This window comes from Sphingobium boeckii, assembly GCF_014199215.1.
In the GTDB taxonomy this organism is placed as follows: domain Bacteria; phylum Pseudomonadota; class Alphaproteobacteria; order Sphingomonadales; family Sphingomonadaceae; genus Sphingobium_A; species Sphingobium_A boeckii.
In genome coordinates, this window is record NZ_JACIJC010000003.1 from 439324 (window position 1) to 465257 (window position 25934).

The 25934-nt window shown below is 62.5% G+C and carries 32 protein-coding genes; 9 read left to right on the forward strand and 23 right to left on the reverse strand.

All coding sequences use genetic code 11. The annotated features are described in order from the left end of the window. Positions 1-211: 211 nt before the first annotated feature. Positions 212-1954 carry a DUF885 domain-containing protein gene (locus tag FHS49_RS10495; RefSeq protein WP_184018151.1) on the forward strand — a complete coding sequence of 581 codons (1743 nt, stop codon included), beginning with the start codon at positions 212-214 and terminating at the stop codon, positions 1952-1954. A 153-nt stretch (positions 1955-2107) separates the two neighbouring features. Here the strand turns inward: FHS49_RS10495 and FHS49_RS10500 are convergent, their stop codons facing one another. The 11 genes from FHS49_RS10500 to FHS49_RS10550 all read right to left on the reverse strand — a co-directional run bounded on the left by FHS49_RS10500 (position 2108) and on the right by FHS49_RS10550 (position 9780). Further along, complete coding sequence (locus FHS49_RS10500) at positions 2108-2638, reverse strand: hypothetical protein (protein ID WP_184018153.1); 531 nt, start codon at positions 2636-2638, stop codon at positions 2108-2110. An 88-nt stretch (positions 2639-2726) separates the two neighbouring features. Then, complete coding sequence (locus tag FHS49_RS10505) at positions 2727-3242, reverse strand: demethoxyubiquinone hydroxylase family protein (RefSeq protein ID WP_281397065.1); 516 nt, start codon at positions 3240-3242, stop codon at positions 2727-2729. Further along, positions 3239-3721 (reverse strand): disulfide bond formation protein B, encoded by a 483-nt coding sequence (locus tag FHS49_RS10510; protein WP_184018157.1) that lies wholly within the window; start codon positions 3719-3721, stop codon positions 3239-3241. Before FHS49_RS10510 ends, FHS49_RS10505 begins: the two co-directional genes overlap by 4 nt. A 22-nt stretch (positions 3722-3743) precedes the next feature. Beyond that, on the reverse strand, positions 3744-5087 hold the full coding sequence (locus tag FHS49_RS10515) for a S41 family peptidase (RefSeq protein ID WP_184018159.1): 1344 nt from the start codon (positions 5085-5087) through the stop codon (positions 3744-3746). A gap of 211 nt (positions 5088-5298) precedes the next feature. Further along, positions 5299-6492 carry a murein hydrolase activator EnvC family protein gene (locus FHS49_RS10520; protein WP_184018161.1) on the reverse strand — a complete coding sequence of 398 codons (1194 nt, stop codon included), beginning with the start codon at positions 6490-6492 and terminating at the stop codon, positions 5299-5301. A 5-nt stretch (positions 6493-6497) separates the two neighbouring features. Then, complete coding sequence (locus FHS49_RS10525) at positions 6498-6920, reverse strand: 23S rRNA (pseudouridine(1915)-N(3))-methyltransferase RlmH (protein ID WP_184018163.1); 423 nt, start codon at positions 6918-6920, stop codon at positions 6498-6500. Then, complete coding sequence (gene rsfS / locus FHS49_RS10530) at positions 6920-7312, reverse strand: ribosome silencing factor (RefSeq protein WP_221240467.1); 393 nt, start codon at positions 7310-7312, stop codon at positions 6920-6922. The genes FHS49_RS10525 and rsfS overlap by 1 nt, the downstream gene beginning before the upstream one ends. A gap of 3 nt (positions 7313-7315) precedes the next feature. Continuing rightward, the gene (locus FHS49_RS10535) at positions 7316-7957 is read right to left on the reverse strand and encodes a nicotinate-nucleotide adenylyltransferase (protein WP_184018165.1); all 642 of its coding nucleotides are present in this window, start codon (positions 7955-7957) and stop codon (positions 7316-7318) included. Further along, positions 7954-8238 carry a type II toxin-antitoxin system RelE/ParE family toxin gene (locus FHS49_RS10540; protein ID WP_184018167.1) on the reverse strand — a complete coding sequence of 95 codons (285 nt, stop codon included), beginning with the start codon at positions 8236-8238 and terminating at the stop codon, positions 7954-7956. Before FHS49_RS10540 ends, FHS49_RS10535 begins: the two co-directional genes overlap by 4 nt. After that, positions 8235-8489: a CopG family ribbon-helix-helix protein gene (locus FHS49_RS10545; RefSeq protein WP_184018169.1), complete on the reverse strand. Its 255-nt coding sequence runs from the start codon at positions 8487-8489 to the stop codon at positions 8235-8237. The genes FHS49_RS10540 and FHS49_RS10545 overlap by 4 nt, the downstream gene beginning before the upstream one ends. Before the next feature lie 31 nt (positions 8490-8520). Continuing rightward, positions 8521-9780, reverse strand: a complete 1260-nt coding sequence (locus FHS49_RS10550) for a glutamate-5-semialdehyde dehydrogenase (RefSeq protein WP_425502681.1) — start codon at positions 9778-9780, stop codon at positions 8521-8523. 85 nt (positions 9781-9865) lie between these two features. On the opposite strand from FHS49_RS10550, the gene FHS49_RS10555 reads away from it, so the two are divergent. Both FHS49_RS10555 and FHS49_RS10560 read left to right on the forward strand, forming a co-directional pair. Beyond that, positions 9866-10933, forward strand: coding sequence for a DUF3667 domain-containing protein (locus FHS49_RS10555; protein WP_184018174.1), 1068 nt, complete (start codon positions 9866-9868; stop codon positions 10931-10933). A 58-nt stretch (positions 10934-10991) separates the two neighbouring features. Beyond that, positions 10992-12224: a multidrug effflux MFS transporter gene (locus FHS49_RS10560; RefSeq protein WP_184018176.1), complete on the forward strand. Its 1233-nt coding sequence runs from the start codon at positions 10992-10994 to the stop codon at positions 12222-12224. A gap of 15 nt (positions 12225-12239) precedes the next feature. Here the strand turns inward: FHS49_RS10560 and FHS49_RS10565 are convergent, their stop codons facing one another. Beyond that, entirely contained in the window at positions 12240-12668 is a 429-nt protein-coding gene (locus FHS49_RS10565) for an OsmC family protein (protein WP_184018178.1), read from the reverse strand. Positions 12669-12758: 90 nt separating this feature from the next. On the opposite strand from FHS49_RS10565, the gene FHS49_RS10570 reads away from it, so the two are divergent. The 3 genes from FHS49_RS10570 to FHS49_RS10580 all read left to right on the forward strand — a co-directional run bounded on the left by FHS49_RS10570 (position 12759) and on the right by FHS49_RS10580 (position 14895). Then, positions 12759-13181: an EVE domain-containing protein gene (locus tag FHS49_RS10570; protein ID WP_184018180.1), complete on the forward strand. Its 423-nt coding sequence runs from the start codon at positions 12759-12761 to the stop codon at positions 13179-13181. Positions 13182-13373: 192 nt separating this feature from the next. Next, positions 13374-14531, forward strand: a complete 1158-nt coding sequence (locus FHS49_RS19890) for a peptidoglycan DD-metalloendopeptidase family protein (protein WP_184018182.1) — start codon at positions 13374-13376, stop codon at positions 14529-14531. Then, positions 14476-14895 (forward strand): bactofilin family protein, encoded by a 420-nt coding sequence (locus FHS49_RS10580; RefSeq protein ID WP_425502682.1) that lies wholly within the window; start codon positions 14476-14478, stop codon positions 14893-14895. The genes FHS49_RS19890 and FHS49_RS10580 overlap by 56 nt, the downstream gene beginning before the upstream one ends. A 90-nt stretch (positions 14896-14985) precedes the next feature. Here FHS49_RS10580 and FHS49_RS10585 read toward each other — a convergent pair whose 3' ends face one another. From FHS49_RS10585 to FHS49_RS10600, 4 genes are read right to left on the reverse strand one after another with little or no spacing between them, the layout of a single operon-like run. Beyond that, on the reverse strand, positions 14986-15645 hold the full coding sequence (locus tag FHS49_RS10585; protein ID WP_184018185.1) for a phosphatase PAP2 family protein: 660 nt from the start codon (positions 15643-15645) through the stop codon (positions 14986-14988). Positions 15646-15701: 56 nt separating this feature from the next. After that, positions 15702-17099 carry a dihydrolipoyl dehydrogenase gene (gene lpdA / locus FHS49_RS10590; RefSeq protein ID WP_184018187.1) on the reverse strand — a complete coding sequence of 466 codons (1398 nt, stop codon included), beginning with the start codon at positions 17097-17099 and terminating at the stop codon, positions 15702-15704. A gap of 46 nt (positions 17100-17145) precedes the next feature. Further along, positions 17146-17358 (reverse strand): hypothetical protein, encoded by a 213-nt coding sequence (locus FHS49_RS10595; RefSeq protein ID WP_184018189.1) that lies wholly within the window; start codon positions 17356-17358, stop codon positions 17146-17148. 7 nt (positions 17359-17365) lie between these two features. Further along, the gene (locus FHS49_RS10600) at positions 17366-18673 is read right to left on the reverse strand and encodes a pyruvate dehydrogenase complex dihydrolipoamide acetyltransferase (protein ID WP_184018191.1); all 1308 of its coding nucleotides are present in this window, start codon (positions 18671-18673) and stop codon (positions 17366-17368) included. 135 nt (positions 18674-18808) lie between these two features. On the opposite strand from FHS49_RS10600, the gene FHS49_RS10605 reads away from it, so the two are divergent. Next, positions 18809-19264: a universal stress protein gene (locus FHS49_RS10605; RefSeq protein ID WP_184018193.1), complete on the forward strand. Its 456-nt coding sequence runs from the start codon at positions 18809-18811 to the stop codon at positions 19262-19264. A 9-nt stretch (positions 19265-19273) separates the two neighbouring features. Here the strand turns inward: FHS49_RS10605 and FHS49_RS10610 are convergent, their stop codons facing one another. From FHS49_RS10610 to FHS49_RS10640, 7 genes are all read right to left on the reverse strand, one after another. Beyond that, the gene (locus FHS49_RS10610) at positions 19274-19777 is read right to left on the reverse strand and encodes a hypothetical protein (RefSeq protein ID WP_184018195.1); all 504 of its coding nucleotides are present in this window, start codon (positions 19775-19777) and stop codon (positions 19274-19276) included. Positions 19778-19926: 149 nt separating this feature from the next. Continuing rightward, positions 19927-20415 (reverse strand): GAF domain-containing protein, encoded by a 489-nt coding sequence (locus FHS49_RS10615; protein WP_184018197.1) that lies wholly within the window; start codon positions 20413-20415, stop codon positions 19927-19929. 125 nt (positions 20416-20540) lie between these two features. Then, on the reverse strand, positions 20541-20957 hold the full coding sequence (gene arfB / locus FHS49_RS10620) for an alternative ribosome rescue aminoacyl-tRNA hydrolase ArfB (RefSeq protein WP_184018199.1): 417 nt from the start codon (positions 20955-20957) through the stop codon (positions 20541-20543). Then, positions 20944-21657, reverse strand: coding sequence for an RluA family pseudouridine synthase (locus tag FHS49_RS10625; protein WP_184018201.1), 714 nt, complete (start codon positions 21655-21657; stop codon positions 20944-20946). Before FHS49_RS10625 ends, arfB begins: the two co-directional genes overlap by 14 nt. A gap of 147 nt (positions 21658-21804) precedes the next feature. Continuing rightward, on the reverse strand, positions 21805-22545 hold the full coding sequence (locus FHS49_RS10630) for a hypothetical protein (RefSeq protein WP_184018203.1): 741 nt from the start codon (positions 22543-22545) through the stop codon (positions 21805-21807). A 61-nt stretch (positions 22546-22606) separates the two neighbouring features. Continuing rightward, complete coding sequence (gene wrbA, locus FHS49_RS10635) at positions 22607-23206, reverse strand: NAD(P)H:quinone oxidoreductase (RefSeq protein WP_184018630.1); 600 nt, start codon at positions 23204-23206, stop codon at positions 22607-22609. Positions 23207-23326: 120 nt separating this feature from the next. Next, on the reverse strand, positions 23327-24025 hold the full coding sequence (locus tag FHS49_RS10640; RefSeq protein WP_184018205.1) for a pirin family protein: 699 nt from the start codon (positions 24023-24025) through the stop codon (positions 23327-23329). A 104-nt stretch (positions 24026-24129) separates the two neighbouring features. Here FHS49_RS10640 and FHS49_RS10645 point away from each other — a divergent pair, with 104 nt between their 5' ends. Then, the gene (locus FHS49_RS10645; protein ID WP_184018207.1) at positions 24130-25050 is read left to right on the forward strand and encodes a LysR family transcriptional regulator; all 921 of its coding nucleotides are present in this window, start codon (positions 24130-24132) and stop codon (positions 25048-25050) included. 149 nt (positions 25051-25199) lie between these two features. After that, positions 25200-25919, forward strand: coding sequence for a response regulator transcription factor CtrA (gene ctrA, locus FHS49_RS10650; protein ID WP_184018209.1), 720 nt, complete (start codon positions 25200-25202; stop codon positions 25917-25919). Positions 25920-25934 lie beyond the last annotated feature (15 nt).

Genomic DNA, 25934 nt, shown 5'->3' on the forward strand with positions numbered 1-25934 from the left:
ACGGCGATAAGGACGCAATTCCGCGCCTCCCGCCGAAGCTTTTCCGATCGCCCATTGTCCTTCGCCGATGATGCCCGCGCCTTCATGCGCGTAATAAGCATGGCGCTGGAAACGGTTCCCACAATCGTTCTCGATATGCGACGAACGCACGCTGGCCATCGCCCGATGGCCGGTCTAGCGTCCGCATCAAAATCCAGGGAGAAATTTCGTCATGCGCACGTTGCTTCTGTCCGTCCTGCTGTTGACCACGACGCCCGTCTCCGCCGCACCAGCGGACGACTTCAAGGCGCTGCAATCGGATTATGAAGCCTGGATGCTCAGGCAGAATCCGGTCTATGCGACATCGCTGGGCGTGCGGACATATGACGACAAGATCCAGGATATCAGCCTTGCCGCCGCAGACGCGCGGACGAAGGAACTTGTCGGTTTCCTGAGGCGGCTGGATGCCATTTCCGATACCGCGCTTTCTCCTGCGGACAGCGTGAACAAGGCAATTCTGCGGCGCGGCTTTGCCGAAGCGATCGAAGGCAATGGCTATGGCCAGCGCATGATGCTGTTCACCACCTATGACGGCTGGCACCAGAGCTTCGCGGGCATGGCGGACAGTCTGCCGTTTCGCACCAAGGCGGATTATGCCAGCTATCTCGCCCGCATCGCGCAATATCCCGCGCTCAATGACGAGGCGTTGAAGATCACGCAGATGGCGGTGGACAAGGGCTATGTCTTGCCATGCGTCGCGATCCAGGGATCGGAAAAGGGCATCATCGGCGTCATTGCGGACGATCCGGTGACATCGCGCTTCTATGCGCCCTTTCTGAAATCCCGTCCGGTCGATGCCAGCGCCGCCGAATGGGCCACGATGCAAGACAAAGCGCGGACGATCATCACAAGGGTGCTGAATCCGGCTTATCAAAAGCATTATGATTTCTACACCGGCACCTATCTGAAAAAATGCGCCAGGACGCCGGGCATATCTGCGCAAAGGGGCGGTGCGGATTATTACGCCTTCCGCATCCGGCAGGAGACGACCACCGATCTCACGCCCGCCGCGATCCACGATATCGGGCTGAAGGAAGTCGCGCGCATCCGCGGCGAAATGGAGGCGGTGGCGAAGATGGCGGGCTTCTCCAGCCGTGCGGCGTTCATCCAGGATCTGCGCACCAATCCGATATATTATGCCAAGACACCCGAAGAGCTGATGGAAAAATCGGCGCGCGTCGCCAAGACCATCGATGGCAAGATGCCCGGCCTGTTCGGCAAGGTCGCCCGGCTGCCCTATGGCATTCGCGCAATTCCCGCGGAAACCGCCGAAGGCACGACCACTGCCTATTATGGCCCCGGATCTCCTGAATCCGGACTTTCAGGCACATATTATGTCAACACGTCCAAGCTCGATCAGCGCCCCTTCTGGGAAATTCCGGCGCTCACAGCGCATGAATCGGTGCCCGGCCATCATCAGCAGATCGCGCTCCAGCAGGAACTGGACATGCCCTTGTGGCGACGGGCGGGGACGTTCTTCACCGCTTTTGTCGAGGGCTGGGGATTGTATTCGGAGCGGCTGGGGATCGAGATCGGCCTGTATGACACCCCCGAAAAAGACATGGGGCGGCTGAGCTATGAGATGTGGCGCGCGTGCCGGCTGGTGGTGGATACCGGCATCCATTCGAAGGGATGGAGCAAGGAGCAGGCGGTGCAATATATGAAGGACAATACCGCCATGTCCGACGCCAATATCGATGCCGAGGTAAACCGCTACATCACCTGGCCCGGCCAGGCGCTGGCTTATAAGCTGGGCGAACTCAAGATCCGGGCGCTGCGCGAAAGGGCTGAAACCGCACTCGGCCCCAAATTCGATCTGCGCCGCTTCCACGATGCCGTGCTGGGCCAAGGCGCGGTGCCGCTGGACGTTCTGGACGCACAGATCGATGCGTGGATCGCGGGGGAGAAGGGGTAATTTAGCCGCGAGAACCCGTTTGTCCCGAGCGTAGTCGAGGGACGTGGGAACCGGATCCACGTCCCTCGACTTCGCTCGGGACAAACGGGGTTAGAAGATGCGGGTGCCGTAACAATCATAGCCACCCAAACGGCATGTCTTATCGTCCCGAATTCACTCCGGCTGCGGCATGTTCTTCTCAACGTCCTTCGCCGCTTTCTTCTGCGCTTCCTCCGCCTTCACCCGCGCCTCGATCGCATCCGATTTCTCGTCAATCTGGCCAAGACGCTCCTGACGTGCGGCCTCGATCAGCCCGACCGAACCGGTGCCATCGCCCTGCTTGCGTTCGGCACGGGCCTGCTGAACGAGCTTGTTGAAACAGCCGCTCGCGCCGTCAGCGCCGGTGGCCGAGCAGGTGCCGAGGCCCGAGCGCCCGACATATTCGATCTGCGTGGCGCGCACGCCCCACGCCTGATTGGCCGGCGCATTGGGATTACCGCGCAGCTTTGCGGGGATGCGGAATTCCTCCGAATCGCGCGCGCACACCACGATCTCGTCCTCGGTGCTCAGCGGACAAGGCTGATCGCCATAGACGATCACCTGATTGATCTTCGGCTCGACCGCTGCGGGTCCGGTCTGCGCAGAAGCCGCGGCGGTCAGGGCGAATGCCGCGGCCAGCGCGGGGATCAGGATGGATGGCTTCATGGCTTGGTCCTCTTCTGATTGTGTCAGGCGATATGCCGCCCGAAATTCCGTCACGTCACCAACGCGTCAATGCGGGCGGCGGCTCCGCTCATATCCGCTTCGAAAGCGCGATCGCCGCGCGGCAACCCAGCCGGATCGCGCCGCTCAGCAGCGGATAGGCCGGCGCGAGTTCGGCCCCTGCCGCCATCGCCGCCTCCTTATGCTCAACCTCTTCGGCGCGAAATTCGGCGATGGCGCTCGAAAGCGCGGGATCGCTGTCGCCAAGCTGATCGAGTTGCGCGCCATAATGCTTGTCGATCTCGGTCTCGACCGCCGCGGTGCACGCCATCGCCGCTTCGGGGCCGATCGCCGCCGTCACCGCACCGAGCGCAAAACCGGCCACATCCCAGAAGGGCTGCAGCAATGTCGGCCGCACGCCGCGCGCCGCGATCATCGCATCGAAATGCGCCCGGTGCCGCTGCTCCTGCGCCGCCATGCCGGCAATCGAACGCGCCACGGGCGAGCGATCGCCCAGCACGGCCAGTTGGCCGGCATAGATGCGCGTTGCCCCATATTCACCTGCCTGGTTCACGCGAAGCATAGACGCTGTGTCTATCCGGTTCATACCTTGCGTCCCTTTGCCATCAGCGCCAATATCAACAGCGCCGTGCCGGTCGAGAAGATGAAATTGAACCCGGCAAGCGAAATCCCTGCCAATTCCCATTGCGCCACATCACAGCGGATGATCGGCGCGGCCATGATGCGCGCCAGGATCGTGCTGCGATCGCCCGACGCCATGGTGGTTGAACATTGGGTGAGCCCTTCCCACCAGCCATATTCGACGCCTGCGTGAAAACCACCGATGAGGCCACTGATCAAGATGGCGATCGCGGCCAGCGCCAGCAAAGGCTTGGCCCCCGCCGTGCGCCGGAGCAGGATCGCGAGCAGCGCCAGGCCGATCGCCGCCATGTGCGGCCAGCGTTGCCAATAACACATTTCGCACGGAAACAGCCCGCCCCAATATTGGGAGATCAGCGCGCCGCCCAGTAGCGCCACCGGAGCGAGCAGCGCGACGGCACGCGCAAGGCCAAGCCTGTCGGTCATGATCCCTCAGCGTCCCCTGGCGTCAGCGCTTGCCGCCGGGGCGGGCGGCGAGCGCCGCCAGCACGGCGGGTTTGCGCCCGGCGCGCACCACGGCTTCGATCGCATAATTGAGCTGGAAATCCTCCACGCCTTTTTTCTTCAGCTCATCGGCCGTCATGGCAAAGCGCGGATCGGTCTTGGCATCATCCTCCAACACACTGTTATCCACCTTGGCCTCGTTGATCAGGTGGCGCTTCAGATCCGCCTCCCGAACGCGCGGGCGCGTCTTGTAATCCGGATCGGAAAGCTGCGGCACCAGGATATCGGGTTCGATTCCGCCTTCCTGCACCGAACGACCCGAAGGCGTATAATAACGCGCCGTGGTCAGACGAAGGCCGGTGGTGTCGGTCAACTGGATCACGGTCTGCACCGAACCCTTGCCGAAGCTGCGTTCGCCCATCACCACGCCGCGATGCTGATCCTGCAGCGCACCCGCGACGATTTCGGCAGCGGAGGCGGAACCGGCATCCACCAGCACCACGATCGGCAACCCCTGCGCCATATCGCCGGGCCGCGCGCTGTAACGCTCGATATCGCCGCGGTTACGCCCGCGCTGCTCGACCACGGTGCCGCGCTCCAGGAAGATATCGGAAACCTCGATCGCCTGATCCAGCAAGCCACCGGGATTGGAGCGTAGATCAATCACATAACCCGCGGGCTTACGGCCGAGGGACTTATCGATCCCCATGATCGCGGCGCGCACGCCATCGGCGGTTTTCGAAGAGAATGTGTTGATGTTGATCACGCCGACATTGTTTTTCACTTCCCATTTCACCGGCTTGAGCACGATGATCTCACGGGTCAGCGTCACGTCGAAAGGTGCATCGCGGCCGGGACGCACGATGGTGAGCCGCACCTGGGTGCCGGGCTTGCCCTTCATCTGGTCCACCGCTTCATCCAGCGTGCCGCCATAGATCAGCTTGCCATCGAGATGCGTGATATAGTCGCCCGTCTTGATCCCGGCGCGGAAAGCGGGGGTATCCTCGGTCGGCGTCATCACCTTCACCGCGCCATCTTCCATCGTGACCGTGAGGCCGAGGCCGCCATAGGAGCCTTCGGTCTGCGTCCGCAGATTGGCGGCATCGCGCGCATCGAGATAGGAACTGTGCGGATCCAGGCTGGCGAGCATCCCGTCGATCGCGCCACGGATCAGCGCCTCGTCATCCACCTTGTCGACATATTCGGCACGCACCCGATCGAACACCGCGACGAATTGATCCAGCTCGCGCCAGGTCGTCGAATCGACCGCGGCCATGCCGGCGGTGGTGGCGGGGATAAGGGCGATCGCGGAAACAGCGACGAGCGCCTGAACGAAGGACTTGGACATTGAAACGTAATTCCCGTTCAAAGGGGTTCCCAGACTTTGACTGCATCATACAGGCTTTTTGGCGCAGGCGAAACCAAGCTGAATGCGGATGAATGAGAGGTGACTGTTTCTCTCTCTTGTCATCCTCGCGAACGCGGGGATCCCGCTTTTCCTCGAAGCGTCCGATAGAAGAAGAAGCGGGATTCCCGCTTTTGCGGGAATGACGGATTATTCACCCCACCAATGGCGTGATATCCACCGGCCGGCCGTTGCGACGCAGTTCCACCGTGATCCGGGGCCGATCATTGCCGGCGCGGCCGATCGGGCTGCCCTGCTCCACCTGATCCCCCACCTTTACGCCGAGGCCGGCCATGCTAGTCAGCAAGGTCGTCCATCCGCTGCCATGATCGATGATCACGATCTTGCCGAATCCGCGATAATCCGCGGCATAAGCGATGCGGCCGCGCGTGGGTGCCACTACCTGAGCACCTGGCTGCACCGCCAGCGTCAACCCCTTGGCGCGCGCGCCGGACGCCGCGATTTCGCCAAGGCCAGTGACCACCTGCCCCACCACAGGCAGCCGATAAGGCGGATTACTTTGTGGTCGCGCCGCATTCTGGTTCAGCGGCACGGGCCGGGTGCCGGGCCGCGCGGGGCGCAACATCGGGCCGGGCAGGCTCGCCAGGTCCTCGCGCAAGCCCGCCTGCACTTCCAGCTCGGCCATCAGATCGACGATATCGCGCGCTTTCTCCCCCAGCCCGATCGCCCGATCGGATTCGAACATCGCGCCATCGGCGAATTGCGCCGATCGCATCCGATGCTCCGCCTCCAGCTTGGCGAGCGCCATACGTTCGGATTCCAGACGCTCGCGCCCGGTGTGCAGCGCGCGCGCCGCCATTTCGGCGGACCCGCGCAAGGCGCGCGCCTTGGCCACGTCCGCGCGCAAGCCCGCCGTGCGCTGTTCGATCACGGGCAGCACACCAGCCAACAGCATCCGTACATGCACCAGATCGCTGGTCGATCCGGGCTGCACCAGTGCCAGCATCGGCGGACGGCGCGACATCATCTGTAACGCGCCAGTGAGCTTGACCACCGGCCCCTGCTTGGCGGCGAGGCTGGCCGCGTGAACATCCTGCAGACGCGCAATGATGCGGATGCGTGCCTCTGCCGCCACTATATCCGCCTCGGCCTGCTGGATGCGCGCGGCCACAGCAGCTTCCTGCGTGCGGGCGCGGATCGCCTCGTCATTCTCACTTTGCGCCTGCGCATCGAGCTTTTCGGACCGGGCGAGCGCGGCAACCGCCTCGCGCTTGGCCTTCAGCAACGCGCGCTGCTCATCCTCGATCGTGGCGGTCGCGGGCGAAAACGCGATCAGGCCGAGGCTGAGCGCGGCGAACAAGGCGATCGGGACAGCGGCGCGCTTCATGCCGCTTATCCTTCGCGATGATAAGGATGATTGGCAAGGATGGAGGTGGCGCGCCACAATTGCTCGGCCAGCATCGCGCGGGCCATCAGATGTGGCCAGGTGGCCCTGCCGAAGGCAATCAGCAGATCGGCCTCGGCGCGATGCGAGTCATCGAAGCCATCCGCCGCACCAATCAGGAAGCGCGTCTCCCGCCGCCCCTGATCGCGCCAGCCCTCCAGCTTTTTCGCAAATTGCATGGAGGTGAGCTGTTCGCCCTTCTCATCAAGCATTACCAGCACGGTGCCAGGCTCCCGCGCGGGCATCTTGCCGCCGGTGTCGGGTAATTCGGTGTGCTTGAACGGCCAGCTCAGCCGCTTCACATAACGATCGAGCAATTCGGCCTCGGGCGATCGCCCGATCCGCCCCCGCGCGACGATATGGAGGAGCATCAGCCCTCGTTCGCGGCAGGTGCCTCACCAAAATTCCACATCCGCTCAAGATTGTAGAAGCTGCGGACTTCGGGGCGGAACAGGTGGACGATCACGTCGCCCGCGTCGATCAGCACCCAATCGGCGGTGGGCAAGCCTTCGATGCGCGAACCGCGGTGAAACTCATCCTTGATCTTGTGCGCGATCTTCTGTGCCATCGACGCGACCTGCCGCGTGGATCGGCCACTGGCGATCACCATGTAATCCGCGATGCTGCTTTTTCCGGCGAGCGGGATGCTGACGATTTCCAGCGCCTGATCATCATCGAGCGATGTCAGGATAAGCTGGTGCAGCGCCTCGACATTGTCGGATTTGGCAGGGGGCACGTTGATGGCAGGTACGGTGGCGGGCAAAATCTAGTCCTTTGGGGGAAATGGTCGTCGCGTGACGCCGTCGCGCGGAGCGCTGCGGTCGAAGGCACGATGCCAATGGGGGTCCGCCTGTCGCAGACGGGTTGCGGAGGTCTGATCGGGGCGAAAGCGCAAGAGCACGAGCGCCGGCGGTCTCCAATGCGTCCATTCCTGTTTCTGGCTAACGGGGTGGACGAAGCGCCGCAGCCAGCCCATCGCAGGACTTGCGCGGGCAGCCCCGTCATAGCCCGGACGCGCGATAACAGCAATCGGAACTATGCGGGCGATGCTGCGCCATGCGCGCCAGCGCTGAAACTGATCCAGATTATCGGCGCCCATCAGCCAGATGAATTCCGCCTTGGGGTAACGACGGCGCAGCGCCGCCAACGTATCCACAGTGTATCGCGTGCCCAGCGTCCGCTCGATCGCGGTGGCGCGAATGGGCAGGCCGCGCGCCATTTTCTGCGCCGAAGCGAGCCTTGCGGCGAGCGGTGCCATATCCGTCGCGCCATCCTTGAGCGGGTTGCCGGGGGAGACCATCCACCAGATTTCGTCCAGCCCCAAGGCGGCTAGCGCGAATGTGCTGATCCGGCGATGTCCACGATGCGCCGGATTGAAGGAACCACCGAGGAGACCGATTCTGGTCAAGACGGAAACCAATCCTGCCGTGCATGATGCACACGCAAAACCTCGATTCGGTCGACATGAACCCGATACACCAGAACATAATCCGTCGTGCTCACGCTCCATTTGCGCGCGGCAAGGCTGTGTACCGCCGGACCAGCGTGCGGCATTGTGGTGAGGAAATTGCCCGCAGCCTCGATCACGTCCAGAATTGCGTCAGCCCGTTCCGGATTATGCTTCAGCCAGTAATCGTCTATCTCTTCGAGATCATGCTCGGCCGGCGTCGTCCAGACGATTGCTCTCACGCGGCTTCACGCCCCTGCCGCCGCGCCCTGATCTTGGCAAACACCTCATCCTGCGGAATCAGCTCACCGCGATCGGCGGCGTCAATGCCCACCTGCACGAAGGCCAGAAAATCCGCCTCGCTCTCGGCAACCCGCTGAATCGCGTGCGCCGCGAACCAGGCGCGACTGCGGCCGTGCGATTTGGCGACCTTGTCGACCAGTTCCAGCGTTTCCGGGTCAAGCCGGGCGGTGATGACGGATGTCTTGCTCATGAAACGAATGTATCACTTGTATACATCCGATTCAAGGACGCACCTGCCCGGTGCCCCTGACCAGCCATTTATAGGTCGTAAGCCCCTCCAGCGCCACGGGACCGCGGGCGTGGAGCCGTCCGGTGGAGATGCCGATTTCAGCGCCCAGGCCGAATTCGCCGCCATCGGCAAATTGCGTGGAGGCATTGTGCATCACGATCGCGCTATCGACTTCGCCCAGGAAGCGTTCCGCCACGGCCCGGTCCTCGGTCAGCACGGCATCGGTGTGGTGCGATCCATGCGCCGCGATATGCGCGATCGCTTCCTCCACGCCATCCACCATCGCAACGGACGCAATCGCATCCAGATATTCGGTATCCCAATCGGCCGCAGTGGCGGGTTCGATCCGCAGATCAAGCGCCTGCACCGCCGCATCGCCGCGCACTTCGCAGCCGGATTTGATCAATGCGCCCAGCAATGCCGCCGCATCGGGATAGGCGCGGTCGATCAGCAGGGTCTCCATCGCGCCACACACGCCGGTTCGTCGCATCTTGGCGTTGACCACGATCTCCATCGCCTTGGCGGGGTCAGCCGCGGCATCGACATAGATGTGATTGATCCCGTCCAGATGCGCCAGCACAGGCACCCGCGCCTCGGCCTGAACACGCGCCACCAGCGATTTTCCACCGCGCGGCACGATCATGTCGATCAGCCCTTCCGCGCGCAGCAGCGCGCCGACGGCGGCACGGTCCGTGGTCGGGACAAGCTGGATCGTAGCAGCCGGCAATCCTTGCGACACCAGTCCGCGCGCCATCGCTGCATGGATCGCGCGGTTGCTGGCCTGCGCTTCCGATCCGCCGCGCAGGATCGCGGCATTGCCCGATTTGAAGCACAAGGCTCCGGCATCCGCGGTCACATTGGGCCGGCTCTCATAGACGATGGCGATCACACCCAGCGGCACGCGGACCCGCTGCAGGATCAGGCCGTTGGGCCGCACGGTTTCCTCGATGATCCGCCCGACCGAGTCGCGCAGCGCGGCGACCGATTCAACGCCGTCCGCCATCGCGGCGATGCGTTCGCGATCGAGCAGCAGCCGATCGAGCAGCGCTGCAGTCAGCCCGTTGGCACGGCCCCGCGCCATATCTTCCGCATTGGTCGCCAGGATCCCATCCGCGTCCGCGCGAATCGCTTCGGCTGCGGCCACCAATGCTGCGGCCTTTACCGCGCTTGGCGCACGCGCGATCACGGTCGCCGCGGCGCGGGCCTCCTGCGCCATCGTGCGGATCAGGGCATCGGAATCTTCATCTAACATAAGCATAATCCGGCGCGCTAGCACGTTCGCTGCGCCGCATAAATAGCCTCTCCCCGTTCCTCCCCGCCGCTGATATGACAGGGCCATGACGGGGGATATGGACGCTGCGGGAGACGCGATCACGGGCGGCCTGATCGCGCGCGCGATCGAGGGCGAGGCCGGCGATACCCATCATACAGAGGGGGCCTGCCTGAATTGCGGCACCGCGCTTGTTGGCGCTTATTGTCACGCTTGTGGTCAATCGGGCCATATTCACCGTTCGATCGGTGCGATCTGGCATGATCTGGCTCATGGCGTGTTCCATTTCGAAGGCAAGATCTGGCGTACCCTGCCCATGCTCGCCTGGCAGCCGGGCGCGCTCACCCGGCGCTATATCCACGGCGAGCGCGCGCGCTTCATCTCGCCGCTGGCGCTGTTCCTCTTCTCGGTTTTCCTGATGTTCGCGGTGATCAACACCTTTGGCGGACATCTCGACGATCTGGAAATCAAGCCTGAAGGTCGTCAGCAAATCGGCGCGCAACTCTCCGATCAGTTACGGATCCAGAAAAGAGGCGTAGCCGAAACCGAACGGAAACTGGCGGAAGCCAAGGCCGCTGGTCAGCCGACCCAGACACTGTCTGAAAATCTTGCGACCCGCCAGAAGATCGTAAAGGAAATGGAAGGCGCTTCGACACCGGCAGGCGGCGGCACCATGCCGAATTTCGCCAATGTGAAGACCGGCTGGCCCAAGCTGGACAAGGGCATCGCCAAAGCCACCGCCAATCCCAGCCTTGCGCTCTACAAGATCCAGACCAGCGCCTATAAATATTCCTGGGCGCTGATCCCCATCTCTGTTCCCTTCGTCTGGATGATGTTTGCCTGGCATCGCAAACGGCACATTTACGATCATACGATCTTCGTGACCTATTCGCTGGCGTTCATGTCTCTCCTGTGCGTTCTTTTGACCCTGATGGGTGTAGCGGGGGCCGCGAGCTGGGTGATCGCAGCGCTGGCGACGATCGTGCCGCCCGTGCATTTTTACCGGCAGATCAAGGGCGCTTACGAGACCGGACGGTTCGCGACGCTCGTGCGCACTTGCCTGCTTTTGATATTTTCATCGATCGCGCTCACCCTTTTCCTCTTGCTATTGCTGGGCATGGGCCTGCTCGGCTGACGGATTTATTGCAGCGCAACACTGGAAATGTGCTGCATTTTCCGCCAAGGCGCTCATCATGCACGGCATCACCAACCCAGACAGTCAGACCGCAAAGGGTCCGGGCTTCCGCGAATTCGTCGGATTGATGGCGGCGATCATGGCCATGGTCGCGCTTGCGATCGACTCCATGTTGCCCGCTTTGCCCGCGATCGGCGAGAGCCTGGGCGTGACCAGCGGCAATCACCGCCAGTTCGTGATTTCCGCCTTCATGATCGGTTTCGGCGTGGCACAATTCTTCGTCGGCACGCTCTCCGATCGCTTTGGTCGCCGCGGCATCATGCTGATCGCCATGGTCTGTTATACGATTTTCAGCATAGCAGCCGCGCTGGCGCCCAGCTTTGAATGGCTGATCGCAGCCCGGATAGCGCAAGGCGCTTCCGCCGCGGGTGGCCGCGTGTTGGTGGTGTCCATCGTGCGGGATCGGTTTGTCGGGCGTCAGATGGCGCGGGTGATGAGCCTGGCGTTCATCGTGTTCATGGCGGCACCGATCGTGGCGCCGGCGGTGGGCCAATTGATCCTCACGATCGCCCCGTGGCGCTGGATTTTCGTGGCGCTCGCCGCGGTCGGCATCGCCATCGGCGGCTGGATCGCGCTGCGCCTGCCCGAAACGCTGGACCCGGAAAACAGGCTGCCGATCACGCCCGCGCGCATCAAGGCCTCCTATGCCCGCGTGCTGAGCGATCGCCAGTCCACCGGCTATACCGTGGCGATCGCCTTCCTGACCGGGGCGCTGATGGGCTTCATCAATTCGGTCCAGCAGATCTTTTCCGATGTTTTCCAGGCATCGCATCTCCTGGTGCCCGCCTTTGGTGGCGTCGCGGGCATGATGGCGCTGGGATCGCTGTTCAATTCGCATTTCGTCGAGCGTCTGGGGATGCGTTACATCGGCCATTGGGCGATGATCGGCTTTACGATCTTCGCCGCTCTTCATCTGATATCGAGCGCGCTTGGATATGAGGATCTGACCGTCTTCGTGATATTGCAGGGGTTGATGATGGGCTGTTTCGCGCTGTCCACCGCCAATTTCGGCGCACTGGCGATGGAGAAGGTGGGCGATGTCGCCGGCACCGCAAGTTCGCTCCAGGGCAGCTTTTCCACCATAATGGGTGCCACCATCGGCATTTTCGTGGGCCAGAGCTTCGATGGCACCACCGTGCCGCTTTATGCAGGTTTCACCCTGTGCGGCACGGGGGCGATCATCGCCGTAATGATCACGGAACGCGGAAAACTGTTTCGCCGGTCCATGTAAAGCATCGAACCGGCGTCAGTTGGACAGCGTATGCTCCAGCGTGATTTCCGCATTGAGCAGCTTAGAGACCGGGCAATTCGCTTTGGCCCCTGCCGCAATCTCGGCAAATTCCGCCGCGTCGATCCCCGGTACGCTGGCGGTCAGCGTCAGATCCGAACGCGAAATCTTGAAACCATCGCCTTCCTTGTCCAATTTCACCGCCGCCTTGGTGGACAATGAACCCTCGGTATAGCCAGCGCCGGCCAGCGCGAAGCTCAGCGCCATGGTGAAGCAGCTTGCATGGGCGGCCGCGATCAGTTCTTCGGGGTTCGTGCCCGGCGTATCCTCGAAGCGCGTGTTAAAGCCATAGGGATTGTCCGAAAGCACGCCGGATTGAGTGGAAACATGCCCCTTCCCCTCTTTGCCAAAGCCTTCATAAGTGGCGGAACCTATGCGGGTGATCATGTTTATTCTCCTCAGGATCGGGTTTGGCTCTCATAACAGATCGACTATGACATTGGTTCGATCAATCCGTGCAATCAGGCGAGATTTCCGATGACCCGCAATTACTGGCTGATGAAATCCGAACCCGATGTCTATGGTTGGGATCATCTGGTGAAAGATGGCGAAGGCTATTGGGATGGTGTGCGCAACAATGCCGCCGCCGGTCATATGAAGGCGATGAAGCCCGGCGATCACGCCTTTTTCTATCACAGCAATATCGGCAAGGAAGCGGTGGGCATCATGGAGATCGCGGCAGCGGCAGAGCCCGATCGGACGGACGAGACCGGCCGTTGGGTTGCCGTGCGGGTGAAGCCATTGAAGGCGCTCAAGAATCCGGTGTCGCTCGCCGCCATGAAAGCGGAAAAGAAGCTGGCCGATATGGTCATGCTGCAGCAGTCGCGCCTGTCGGTCGCGCCACTGTCTGCGGCGCAATGGCAAGTGATTCTCGAAATGTCGGAAGGTAAAACTCCCTAAAACCGGCGATTCGCGAAGATTTATCGTAAAACGCACCCGTAAGTGTGACGAATCAATACGGTACTTGCGGTTGGTTCCCTCGTCTTATCGCGAGTCTTACTCGACTCGTCACGAGTCCGATCCGGCTGAATCGCGACTCTCCGGTGCCACTGCTATGCGCCCGGCATCCCATTAAAAAACACGGGTCGCACAGTGAACCTAAATTTGAAGGGGGCGAACGGGCTGATTGCCCGCGTGGCCCGCTATTTTCCTGATCGCGAGATCTATGTCCGCTCCGGTGGCCAGATGCGATTCCTCAAGATCACTTCCGGATTTCAGATCAAGCTCGCGTCCGCCACGGCCTTGGCCGCGGTGGCCTTGGTGATCGGCGGCGCGCTGATGATTACCCTCCAGGTGAAAACCAATCAGGATCGCATCGCGCTCGATGCGCAGCAGGAAAAGGTGACGCAGACCGCAAGCCGCGTTCAGGCCTACCGCTCCTCCGTAGATGGCATGGCAGACCGGATCGAGGCGCGTCAGCAAAAGATGGATCAGATGATCCAGCATTATTTCGGCGATGTGCAGATCAATCCGCAGCCCGCCGCTGCCCAGGCACCCGCGGCGACGCCGCCCGCAGACCAGACGCAGAAGATCAGCAGCGCCAGCCCGGCAGCCCCGCTCGCCGCCCTGGAGCAGCGCCAGTTCGCATTCGCCGAACGCCTGTCCCTCGCCGCGGCCGTCCGCGCGCGTCAGGCCGAAAACGCCATCCGCAGGCTTGGCCTCGATCCCCGCTCACTCATCGGTCCGGCCCGCAACAGCGGCATGGGCGGCCCCTTCATTCCGGCCAAGTCCGCCCGCGATCCGCATCTGTCCAAGCTCGCCATTTCGCTGCAGCAGCTTGACCGGATGGAGCGTACGCTGCTCGCCATGCCCAATAGTGCCCCCGCTTTCCCGCTCTCCTATACCAGCGGCTTCGGCTATCGCGCTGATCCCTTTACCGGAGCCGGCGCGCTCCATGCCGGCATGGATGTGGGCGGCTATAATGGTCAGCCGATCTTCGCGGCTTCGGCCGGGCGCGTCACTTTCGTCGGCCAGCAAAATGGCTATGGCAATCTGGTCGTGGTCGATCACGGCCATGGTCTTGAAACCCGCTATGGTCATTTGTCCGGCTTCAATGCCAAGGTGGGCGATGTCGTGAAGCGCGGCCAGCAGGTCGCACGCATGGGCAGCACCGGGCGCTCCACCGGCACCCATCTCCATTTCGAGGTCCGTGTGCAGGGCCGCGCGATCAATCCCCGCCCTTTCCTGGAGGCGAATGAAGATGTTCTCAAAGTCCAAGACAGCGTCAAGCGGCGGTTCGGCCAAGGCTAACAGCACCGGCTTTTCGGTGATCGGCGCGGATGTCGTCATCACCGGCAATATCAGCGCCAAGGCCGATCTGCACATCGATGGCGCGGTGGAGGGCGATATTCAATGCGCCGCGCTCGTTCAGGGCGAGAGCAGCCGGATCAGGGGCAGCGTCACCGCGGAAACCGCGCGCCTTTCGGGCACGGTAGACGGCGCGATCAACGCCCGCGAACTGATCGTGGAGCGCACCGCGCACATCACCGGCGACGTGACTTATGAAACGATCAGCATCGCCAGCGGCGGTCATGTCGAAGGCCGCTTCACGCTACGCGGCAATGCGGTTTTGCTTGAGGGCGAGAGCCAGTTGAAGCTGGTTTCGGGGGAGTAATCCAACTCACCGTTTGTCCCGAGCGCAGTCGAGGGACGTTGTCGCTTCACCAATGTCCCTCGACTTCGCTCGGGACAAACGGCAGAAATATCAATTACCCGCCCGCGCCCTCACCGGTTTCAGCAACACCGCCAACCCCAGCGCCCATCCAGCGCCGACAAGCCAGCCGGCAATCACGTCGCTCGGCCAATGCACGCCCAGCCATACGCGCGACAGGCCGATGCCGAACACCAACAGGCCCGCCGCCGCCCAGATCGTCCGTCGCTGGCTCTTGCGCCACCAGATCACCGTCGCCACCAGGGCGATCGCGCCATAGACCGCCGCGCTGTTGGCAGCATGGCCGCTCGGCAGGCTCCAGCTCTGGTCCACCTCGATCAGCCGCGGCACGATATCGGGCCGGGGCCGCGCCACGATGGCCTTGAGCACCCAGGCATTGAGCGCGGCAATGCCCGCCGTTGCATAAAGCACGTAGGATGCCGCGCGCTGCAGCTTGCGGATCATCAGGAACAGGATGAACCCCGCGGCGATCAGCGAGCGCGGCAGACCATTGCCCATCCATGTGAACCCGCGCGCCACATCCGTGGCCGCCGGGGGCAATTGACTCACCATGCCCCTAAAACCCAGCATCGCCCGCTCATCGAGCGCCTGGGTCAGGCCAAAGCCGGCCAGCGCATAGACCAGCACAGCCAGGGCCAGGCAGATCATGGAAAACCGGAACAGCCGGCGGATAACGGGATCCATCTCAGTCATTCCTACACCGCCCGCCCGGCCGTTCTGCGCCGCAATCCTCCCCGGATCGTCACGCCTCAAATATGCAGCACGCGATCATAAGCGGCGAGCACGCTTTCGTGCATCGTTTCGCTGATGGTGGGATGCGGGAAGACGGTTTCCATCAGTTCCGCTTCGGTCGTCTCCAGCGTCTTGCCGATCGTATAGCCCTGGATCAGTTCGGTCACTTCGGCGCCCACCATATGCGCGCCCAGCAATTCGCCCGTGGCCTCATCGAACACGGTCTTCACGAAACCCTCGGTCTCGCCCAGCGCGATCGCCTTGCCATTGCCGATGAACGGGAATTTGCCGACCTTCACCTTATACCCGGCTTCCTTGGCCTTCGCCTCGGTCAGGCCGACACTGGCCACCTGGGGATGGCAATAGGTGCAGCCCGGAATGTTGAGCACATCCATCGCATGGGGATGCAGGCCGGCGATCGCCTCGACCGCGATGATCCCCTCATGGCTCGCCTTGTGCGCCAGCCACGGGGCACCCGTCACGTCGCCAATGGCATAGATGCCCGGCACGTTCGTCTGGCAGGTGGCATCGGTCTTGATATGGAAGCGTTTGTCCGGCTCCACGCCCACGTCTTCCAGGCCGATATTTTCGACATTGGGCACGATGCCCACCGCCACGATCACATGGCTGAAGTCTTCGGTGGTGACCTTGCCGTCCTTGTCCTTGATCTCCGCACTGATGCCCGTGCCGGTATCGGTGATCTTCTGGACCCCCGTGGACGTGCGGATTTTCATCCCCTGCTTGGTCAGCGATTTTTCCATGAACGCGCTGACTTCGGCATCTTCCACGGGCAGCACGCGATCGAGCATTTCGACCACGGTCACTTCAGAACCCATGTCATTATAGAAGCTCGCAAACTCCACGCCGATCGCGCCGGAACCGATCACCAGCAATTTGGTGGGCATTTCCGGCGGCGTCATCGCGGTGCGATAGGTCCAGATACGCTTGCCGTCCGCCTTGGCGAAAGGCAGATCGCGCGCGCGGGCACCGGTGGCGATGATGATATTCTTGGCTTCCAGCGCGGTGACAGCGCCATCCTTGGTGACCGAGAGTTTGCCCGGCCCGGTCAGCTTGCCATCACCGAAATAGACGGTGACCTTGTTCTTCTTCATCAGGCCGGTGACACCCTGATTGAGCTGCTTGGCCACGCCGCGCGAACGCCCGATCACCTTTTCCAGATCGAAGGAGGGCTTTTCAACCGAGAGGCCGTATTTATCGGCCTGCTTCATATAATGATAGATTTCCGAGGTGCGCAGCAGCGCCTTGGTGGGGATGCAGCCCCAGTTGAGGCAGATGCCGCCCAGGCTTTCCCGCTCGACGATCGCGGTTTTCAGGCCCAATTGGCTGGCGCGAATCGCGGCGACATAGCCGCCGGGGCCGGAGCCCAGGATGATGAGGTCAAAGGTGTCAGCCAAGATGAAAAGCTCCTGATCGGATCAATCTGAAATAGGAAGGACGGCGCTAATTTCGACCGTGGGTGGTCTGCAGCAGGATGAAGACAAGCCCGGTGACCACCACGAAGACAGGCCATGACCAGTGAAGCGTCACGCCGTGGCCCACATCCACATCCATGCTGCCCGCGGCAAGGATCTGAAGCCCTTCGGATTTGAGCGTCTTCACGACAGCCGGCACACCGATGGCAGCAATGCCTCCGAACAAGACGGAGCGCATCATCGTCATATCAGGCGACCATCGCCAGCGGGTTTTCAATCAGCGCCTGGAACGCCTGCATCAATTGCGCCCCCACCGCGCCATCGATCGCGCGATGATCAAAGCTGCCGGTGGCGGTCATCACCGTGGCGATCGCGAGCGCGCCATCGACGACATAGGGGCGCTTGTCGCCCGCGCCCACGGCCAGGATCATGCCCTGCGGCGGATTGATCACCGCATCGAATTGCTTGATGCCGAACATGCCGAGGTTGGAAATGGAGGCGGTGCCGCCCTGAAATTCATGCGGCTGCAATTTGCCGTCGCGCGCGCGGCCCGCCAGATCCTTGGCTTCGGTCGCGATCTTCGACAAAGCCTTGCTGCCCACATCGGTGATCACCGGCGTGATCAGGCCGCCGGGAATGGCGACCGCCATCGAGATATCCGCGCGGGAGAATTTGAGCAGATTATTACCCGCAAAGCTCACATTCGCATCGGGCACCTGCTCAAGCGCCACGCCCAAGGCCTTGATCAGCAGATCATTGACCGAGAGCTTCACGCCGCGGCTTTCGAGCCCTGCGTTCAGTTCCCCGCGCAGCTTGAGCAGCTTTTCGAGATTGCAATCGAGGGTCAGATAGAAATGCGGGACGGTCTGCTTGGATTCCGTCAGGCGCTTGGCGATCGTCTTGCGCATGTTGGAAAGCTTGATCGTCTCATAAGGTGCGTCGTTCGGGCCGACAGGCGCGGATGGCGCAGTGGCTGGTGCGGACGCAGCGGAAGCCACAGGCGCAGACGGCGCAGGCGACGCTGCGACCGCGGGCGCTTGCGCCTTGGCAGCGCCGGGCTTTGCCCCCTCCACATCGGCCTTCACGATCCGTCCGCCGGGGCCGGAACCCGCGACATCGGACAGCGCGACGCCCTTGGCGTCCGCGATCCGCCGTGCCAGCGGGCTGACCTTCACGCGATCTCCCGTTTGGGCGACGGGTGCCGGAGCGGGCTTGGGCGCGGGCGCTGCTTCCTTCGCGGCAGGCGCTGGCGGTTCGGCCTTTGCCACCGGCGCTTCGGCCTTGGCGGCGGATGCCGGTGCCGCAGCGTCCTCATCCTCGCCGGTGATCAGCGCGATGACCGTGCCCACTTTCACGCCGTCAGTGCCTTCGGCGATCATGATCTTCGAAATCACACCCTCATCGACGGCTTCGAATTCCATCGTCGCCTTGTCGGTCTCGATTTCGGCGAGCAGATCGCCGGATTTGACGACATCGCCTTCCTTCACCATCCACTTGGCCAGTGTGCCCTCCTCCATGGTCGGCGAAAGGGCGGGCATTTTGAGCTCGATCGGCATGGGCGCGGTGAAACCTTTTTGATTCCGTAGGGTCTGCGCCTCCTCTCGCCCCGATTGGGGTATCGGGTCAAGGCCGTAGGCTTGCGGGACGCGCGATATTGGCGCAACGCTGTCGAAATTGAGGGGAACCACAGGATGCGGACCTATCTGGTCGTCGTCGACGAAACGGCCGAAGCCGAGATCGCGTTACGCTTTGCCGCGCGCCGCGCTGCCAAGACGGGGGGCGCGGTGGAGATACTCACGCTGATCCCACCCGCTGAATTTCTGCAATGGGGCGGGGTTCAGGCCACGATCGAGGAAGAGGCCCGGCTGCGCGCCGAAGCGCTGGTCGCGGGCGCGGCGGGCACGCTCATGGAGGAATCAGGCATTCGCCCGACGATTACCGTGAAGCAGGGCGAACCCGTGGCCGTGGTCCGTGCGGTCCTGGCTGAAAATGAAGGCATAGCCGCGCTGGTGCTTGGCGCGGCCGCCAGCGGTGCCCCCGGCCCGCTGGTCGCCTATTTCGCGGGTGCGGATGCCGGCACGATGCCCTGCCCGGTGATGATCATCCCCGGATCGCTCACGCTGGAGGCGATCGACCGACTGAGCTGATACACACCGTCAGCGGCAGACGCACCGCGGCTTGGGTTTGGCTTTCCATGCAGCCTTGCTCTTCGCCTTCGCCCGCCACACCGTCCTTGCGGGCGCAGGGTCATAATATTCCTCCACCACCGTAGTCGTGGTCACCATCGCGGGCTGGATGATGATCGTGGTCGCGCCGGGCGGCGCATAATAATAGCCGCCGGCCGGATAAGCATGATGATAGGCCGGATGCGGCGGCGGTGGCGGGCGATGATAGGGGTGCGGCGGACGCTGGCGTGGCCCGCGATCATTCCGCTCTTCATAGCGGGCGTCCCAGCCATCGGACCATGCGCCCGCGGTATAACCCGGTCCGGTCACGCGATCATCGCCCGTGCCATAATCGAGATCGTAATCAAGGCGATCGTCGGGATAGCCATAGTCACGCGACGGATCATAGCCGCGATCAGCGCGGTCACGTCCGCCTGAGTCGCGCTGCGCCTCCGCCGTAGATGGCAAGGCCGCAGCCATGATCAAAAGCCCCATCAAAGCGCCTGTTTTCACCGTCCCGGCCTCCCTGCGCAGTCACACATGTCGTGACTGAAATTCGTGCAATCATTCACGAAACATTAGCATTTCGGCGCTGGTAGAGTCTCGCGCTGACAGAGCGTTGGAGTGTCCCGTTGCGGGTCAGGTTATCCGGCAATCCGCGGGCCGAGCAGCGCGGCCAGCGCCTCGCATCCCGCCGCATCGGTCGCATCGAAGCGCGCAGCGCTGGGGCTATCCAGATCGAGCACGCCGATCAGCCGTCCCGCGTGCACGATCGGCACCACCAGTTCGGAGGCGCTGGCCGCATCGCAGGCGATATGCCCCGGAAAGGCGTGGACATCCGCCACCAATTGGGTCTCGCGCGTCGAGGCGGCGGTGCCGCATACGCCGGCTCCCAAGGCGATACGGATGCACGCCACCTTGCCCTGAAACGGACCCAAAACGAGTTCGTTACCCACCAGCCGATAAAAGCCAGCCCAGTTGAGATCGGGCAAATATTCCCAGATCAGAGCCGCCGCATTGGCCATATTGGCGATCGCATCAGGCTCGCCCGCAGTCAGCGCATCGAGCGCGCCCAGCATCTCGCGGTAAAGCGCGGCCTTGTCGGCAGTGGTGTCGATCTGAAATTCGTACATAATCAAACCTTCTCGTCATCCCCGCGCAGGCGGGAATCCCGCTTTGCCTTGAAATATCCGAAAGAAGAAGAAGCGGGATTCCCGCCTGCGCGGGAATGACGCGATGGGTTGGTGCAGAACCAAAATCAATCCAGCGAGACCTTACCCCGCCCCTTCTTGATCTGCCCGCGCACCGTCTTGCTATCCACGCGTCGTGCCTTGGCCGATTTGCTCGGCTTGGTCTTCACGCGGCGCGCCTGACGGATCTTTGCCTTGGCGACCAGTTCGGCGATCCGTTCGCGCGCATCGGCGCGGTTGGATTCCTGGGTGCGATAGCTGCGCGCCGTGACGATCAATTCGCCCGCTGCGGTCATCCTGCTGCCCGCCAGCTCCTTCAATTGCGCAAAGGCATAAGGCGCAAGGCCCAGCCGATAGACGTCCACACGCAATTGCACCGCGGTCGCTACTTTGTTCACATTCTGGCCGCCCGGCCCCGTGGCGGCGAGGAATTTCTCCTCGATCACCGCATCTTCGGGAATGGACGGAGTCTCAGCCTTCGCCATGTCCGTCTGCTTCGGGGACGAGTGCGGGAGCATCGACCTTGGGCGGATCGATCTCATGGCCAAAGCCCGCAGCCTCGAAACGCTCGGGCAATGGCGCCACGGCCTCCACGGGCGGTTTACCCTCCCGCGGGATATAGAGACGCTGGCTATGCAGCAGCATCGGCTCGCCGCTTTTGCCATAAACCGGATCGCCGACGATCGCTGCGCCGAGGCCATAAAGCGCATGGGCGCGGATTTGATGCGTGCGCCCCGTCTGCGGGGTAAAGCCGATCAGCGCGCGGCCATCCTTCACCATCAGCGTGCGCCACGCCGTCCGCGCCGCCTTGCCCTTGGGATCGATCGCCATCCGCCAGCCCTGTTCGCGCGTGCTCACCTTGAGCAGGGGCATGTCGATCAGGCCTTCCTCGGTTTCGGGCACGCCCTCGATCACTGCGAGATAATGCTTTTCCACCAATCCGGCTTCGAATGCCTGACCGAAGCGCTTGTGCGCCTTGGGATTGCGCGCGAGCAACAGGCAGCCACTGGTATCGCGGTCCAGCCGGTGCACCGCGAGAGGCCAGCGCTTGAACCCGAAGGTGAGCAGCGAAAGATGGTTCTCGAGGCTGAGCGAACCGTCACGCGGCGCGTCCACCGGCAAGCCCGCCGGCTTGTCGAGGATGATCGCCTCGCCGTCGATAAAGAGCACATGATCTGAAAGCATCGGATGCTAATAGAGCCCTTTGCCGAAAGAAGGAAACTGTCATTCCCGCGAAAGCGGGAATCCCGCTTTTGCGCGAGACACCCGAAAGGAGAAGACGAAGCGGGGTTCCCGCTTTCGCGGGAATGACGGTCTGGCTTTAGATGAGGCTCAGCACTGCGGAATGCCCTGCGCATCCTTGCCGGCCACAAACGCCTCGCCCTGCCGCGACCAGATCACGTCGCGGGTCACGCTGCCCTTGTATTTCACCACGAAATCCCTGTCCCGGTCGGCCGGCGCGATCGCCGCATCCACGGTGTTGGGCTTGGTATCGTCCACGATCGCGCCCTCGTCGCTATAGGCAAGCGGCACCAGATCGGCGCGGAGCTTGGGTCCATCGGGCAGCAATTCGGTCAATCGCGCGATGCTGCAGGTAATGCCCTGCCCCATGCCGTTCGACACGGTTTGCACCACGGGTGCGGACATCAGATCGGTGCGCACCGTCCACTGGGGCGGCGCGCCATATTCGGAGCCGGGAATTGCATCGGTCCAGCCCTTGGTGACCTTCATGCCTTCGGGCGTTTCCGTGAGGTAATGAACCGCGAGAAGCCCTGAACAGGCATGGCAATCCGGCCCGCTGCCTTCGGAGAACAGCACAAGCCCTTCCTTCACGCGGTACAGGCCGGCCGGCGCGAAGGTATAGCGCTCATCCTTGATCATTATCGCGGGGGTTTCGAACGCCAGCGCGAAGGCGGATTGCAACGCGGCGGGTTCGTTCAGCTTTTCAGCCAGCGGCACGCGCAGCGCGCTGGTGTCGATCGCCTTTTCCGATGCCTTGTTCGCATCGTCACCGCCGCCGCAGGCCGACAGCAGCATGAGAGAGGCGAAAAGGGAAAGGGCGGGGAAGCGCATGGAACGACCTTTGTTATGCAAAACGAGGCCGTGTGCCAATGGACCTTCCCCGCCCCAGCGGTCAACCGTGCAGCTTTGCGGCTGTCTCGGCGATTTTGCGGCCCTGATAGCGCGCGCCCTCCAGTTCGACCGCGCTCGGCTGACGGCTGCCGTCGCCGCCTGCGATGGTGGTGGCACCATAAGGCGCGCCGCCAACAACGTCTTCATGGCCCATCTGTCCGGCATGGCCATAATCAAGGCCGACGATCGTCATGCCGAAGTGGAGCAGATTGGTGATGATCGAAAACAGCGTGGTTTCCTGCCCGCCATGCTGGGTGGCCGAGGAGGTAAAGGCACCACCCACCTTGCCATTCAGCGCGCCGCTGGCCCAGAGACCGCCAGCCTGATCGAGAAATGCCGCCATCTGGCTGCTCATCCGGCCAAAGCGCGTGCCCGTGCCGACGATGATCGCATCGTAATGGGCCAGTTCGGCGACCGTCGCGATCGGCGCATCCTGATCATATTTGAAATGGTTTTTGCGCGCGGCTTCTTCGGGCACCGTTTCGGGAACGCGCTTCACGTCCACCGTCGCACCCGTCGAACGCGCGCCTTCGGCAACGGCGTTCGCCATCGTCTCGATATGCCCATAGGTGGAGTAATAAAGAACCAGAACTTTTGCCATCATGTGTCTCCTTAGCTCCCCTCCCGCTTGCGGGAGGGTTGGGGGTGGGAAAGTCAGTATCTGGAATGTGCCGAAGGCCCACCCCCTGCCCCTCCCGCAAGCGGGAGGGGGGATTTAAGGTTACGCCGCGTCCACCAGGACCAGCTCGCTATCTTCGATCGCCTTGATCGAAACGGTCTGGCCGCCGCCAAGCGCCGCGCCATCGCGGGCCTTGAAGGGCGCGCCATCGATCTCGATCGCGCCGGTGGCGGGGACGAGATAGGCATGGCGGCCTTGGCCCACCTTATGCTCCAGTGTTTCGCCGGCCTTCAGCGTAGCCCCCATCACGCGGGCATCCGCCCGGATCGGGAGCGCGCCTTCATCGCCTTCGAACCCGCTGGCGAGCGTCACGAACTTGCCGGATCGGTCCGTCTTGGGAAACGGCTTCGCGCCCCAGCTTGGTTCGCCGCCACGACGGCTCGGCTCGATCCAGATCTGGAACAGCGTGGTCTTCTCGCTTTCCAGATTATATTCGGCATGGCGCACGCCGGTGCCCGCACTCATCACCTGCACATCGCCAGCGCCGGTGCGGCCTTCATTCCCCATGCTGTCCTTATGCGTGATCGCGCCGGAACGGACATAGGTGATGATTTCCATGTCGCGGTGCGGATGGGGCGGAAAGCCGCTGTTCGGGCCGATCTCGTCATCGTTCCACACCCGGATCGCGCCCCAGCCCATGCGGGCGGGATCATGATAGTCCGCGAATGAAAAATGATGGCGGGCGTTCAGCCAGCCATGATCGGCATGGCCGAGGCTTTCAAAGGATCTTTTCTCGATCATCGTCTTCACTCCTGAAGCGATTCCAGATGAACCGCTTGCTTGAGGCCAAGATAAGCATCATGATCAGATCATAAACAGAAACCTTTGAAACGGATCGTTTCCATATGCGCTTGCCGGATTTCGAAGCCTGGGCCATTTTCGCCACTGTGGTGGAGCACCGCTCCTTCACCGCAGCGGCCGAGGCGCTCAGTCTCTCCAAAGCCACCGTATCCAAGGCCATCACCCGGCTGGAGACCAGCCTTGGCACTGCGCTCTTTCACCGCACGTCGCGCCGTTTGTCGCTCACGGAAAGCGGCAAGGCGCTGGCGGAGCGCGCGCGCCGCATCCTCTCCGAAGCCGAAGCCGCCGAGGAAGCCGCGCGCGACGAAGCCCGCCTGCCAAGCGGCACCGTGCGCGTCGCCGCCCCTATGACCTTCGGCCTGATGCACGTCGGCCCGGCCATTGCCGATTTCCTGAGCGCACATCCCGGCATCGGGGTGGACCTGCATCTAAGTGACGAGAAGATCGACATCATCGATATGGGCTTCGATCTGGCGCTGCGCATCGCCACGCTGCCAGACAGCTCGTTGCGCGCGCGCCGCCTTGGCGATGTGCAGGGTCATGTCGTAGCCGCCCCCAGCTATCTGGAGCGGCATGGCACGCCCACCCATCCCGCCCAGCTCGGCGAACATGCGTGCCTCAGCTATGCCTATGTCGCCACCCCTGACCTCTGGCGCTTTCGCGGGCCGGAGGGAGAGGAAGTGGCCGTGCGCCTGAAAGGCCCGCTGCGCACCAATAGCGGCGAAGCCATGATGCCCACGCTTCGCGCCGGTCTAGGTATCGCGCGCCTGCCCGGTTTCATCGTCGATGCCGATATCGCGGCCGGTCATCTGGTTTCGATCCTGCGCGAATGGCGTGGCGATCCGGTCGCTTTGCACCTCCTGAGCCCGCCCGGCGGCCCCAGACCGGCGCGTGTGGAGCTGTTGATCGATTTCCTCAGCCAGCGATTCAAGGCGCTCTGCGCGTCGGAAATCAGCCTTTCTTAACCTCTCGATCGCCCGCGACTCGTGGACTCGGGCTGGTTTACACCAAATTAACCTTTTGCGTTCATACCTGCTTTGGTTATTGAATATGTCCATGGGCGACGCGGGCTAGCTGCGCTCAACGACCACAGAGGCCACTAAAGGGGTTTTACATGCGGGTGCTGTTGATCGAAGACGAGCCTACGACGGCGAAGGCCATCGAGCTTATGCTCTCGGCAGAGGGCTTTAATGTCTACACGACCGATCTGGGCGAGGAGGGCTTGGACCTCGGCAAGCTGTATGATTACGACATCATCTGTCTTGATCTCAACCTGCCGGATATGCACGGCTATGATGTGCTGAAGAAGCTGCGCGTCGCCAAGGTGCAAACCCCGGTGCTGATCCTTTCGGGCATCAGCGAAATGGATAGCAAGGTGCGCAGCTTCGGCTTCGGTGCCGATGATTATGTGACCAAGCCTTTCCACCGCGAAGAACTGGTGGCGCGCATTCATGCCGTTGTCCGCCGTTCCAAGGGCCATAGCCAGTCGGTGATCCGCACCGGCAAGCTCGCCGTGAATCTCGATGCCAAGACGGTCGAAGTCGATGGCAGCCGCGTCCATCTGACCGGTAAGGAATATGCGATGCTGGAGCTGCTCTCGCTGCGCAAGGGCACCACGCTCACCAAGGAAATGTTCCTGAACCACCTTTACGGCGGGATGGACGAACCCGAACTCAAGATCATCGATGTCTTCATCTGCAAGCTGCGCAAGAAGCTCAGCCTGGCGTGCGGCGGCGACAATTATATCGAAACCGTCTGGGGCCGCGGCTATGTGCTGCGCGACGAGAATGAAGACGGCGAATTTATCGACATGCCAGACGCGCAGGTCGCCTGACTAAAAGTTCGACCC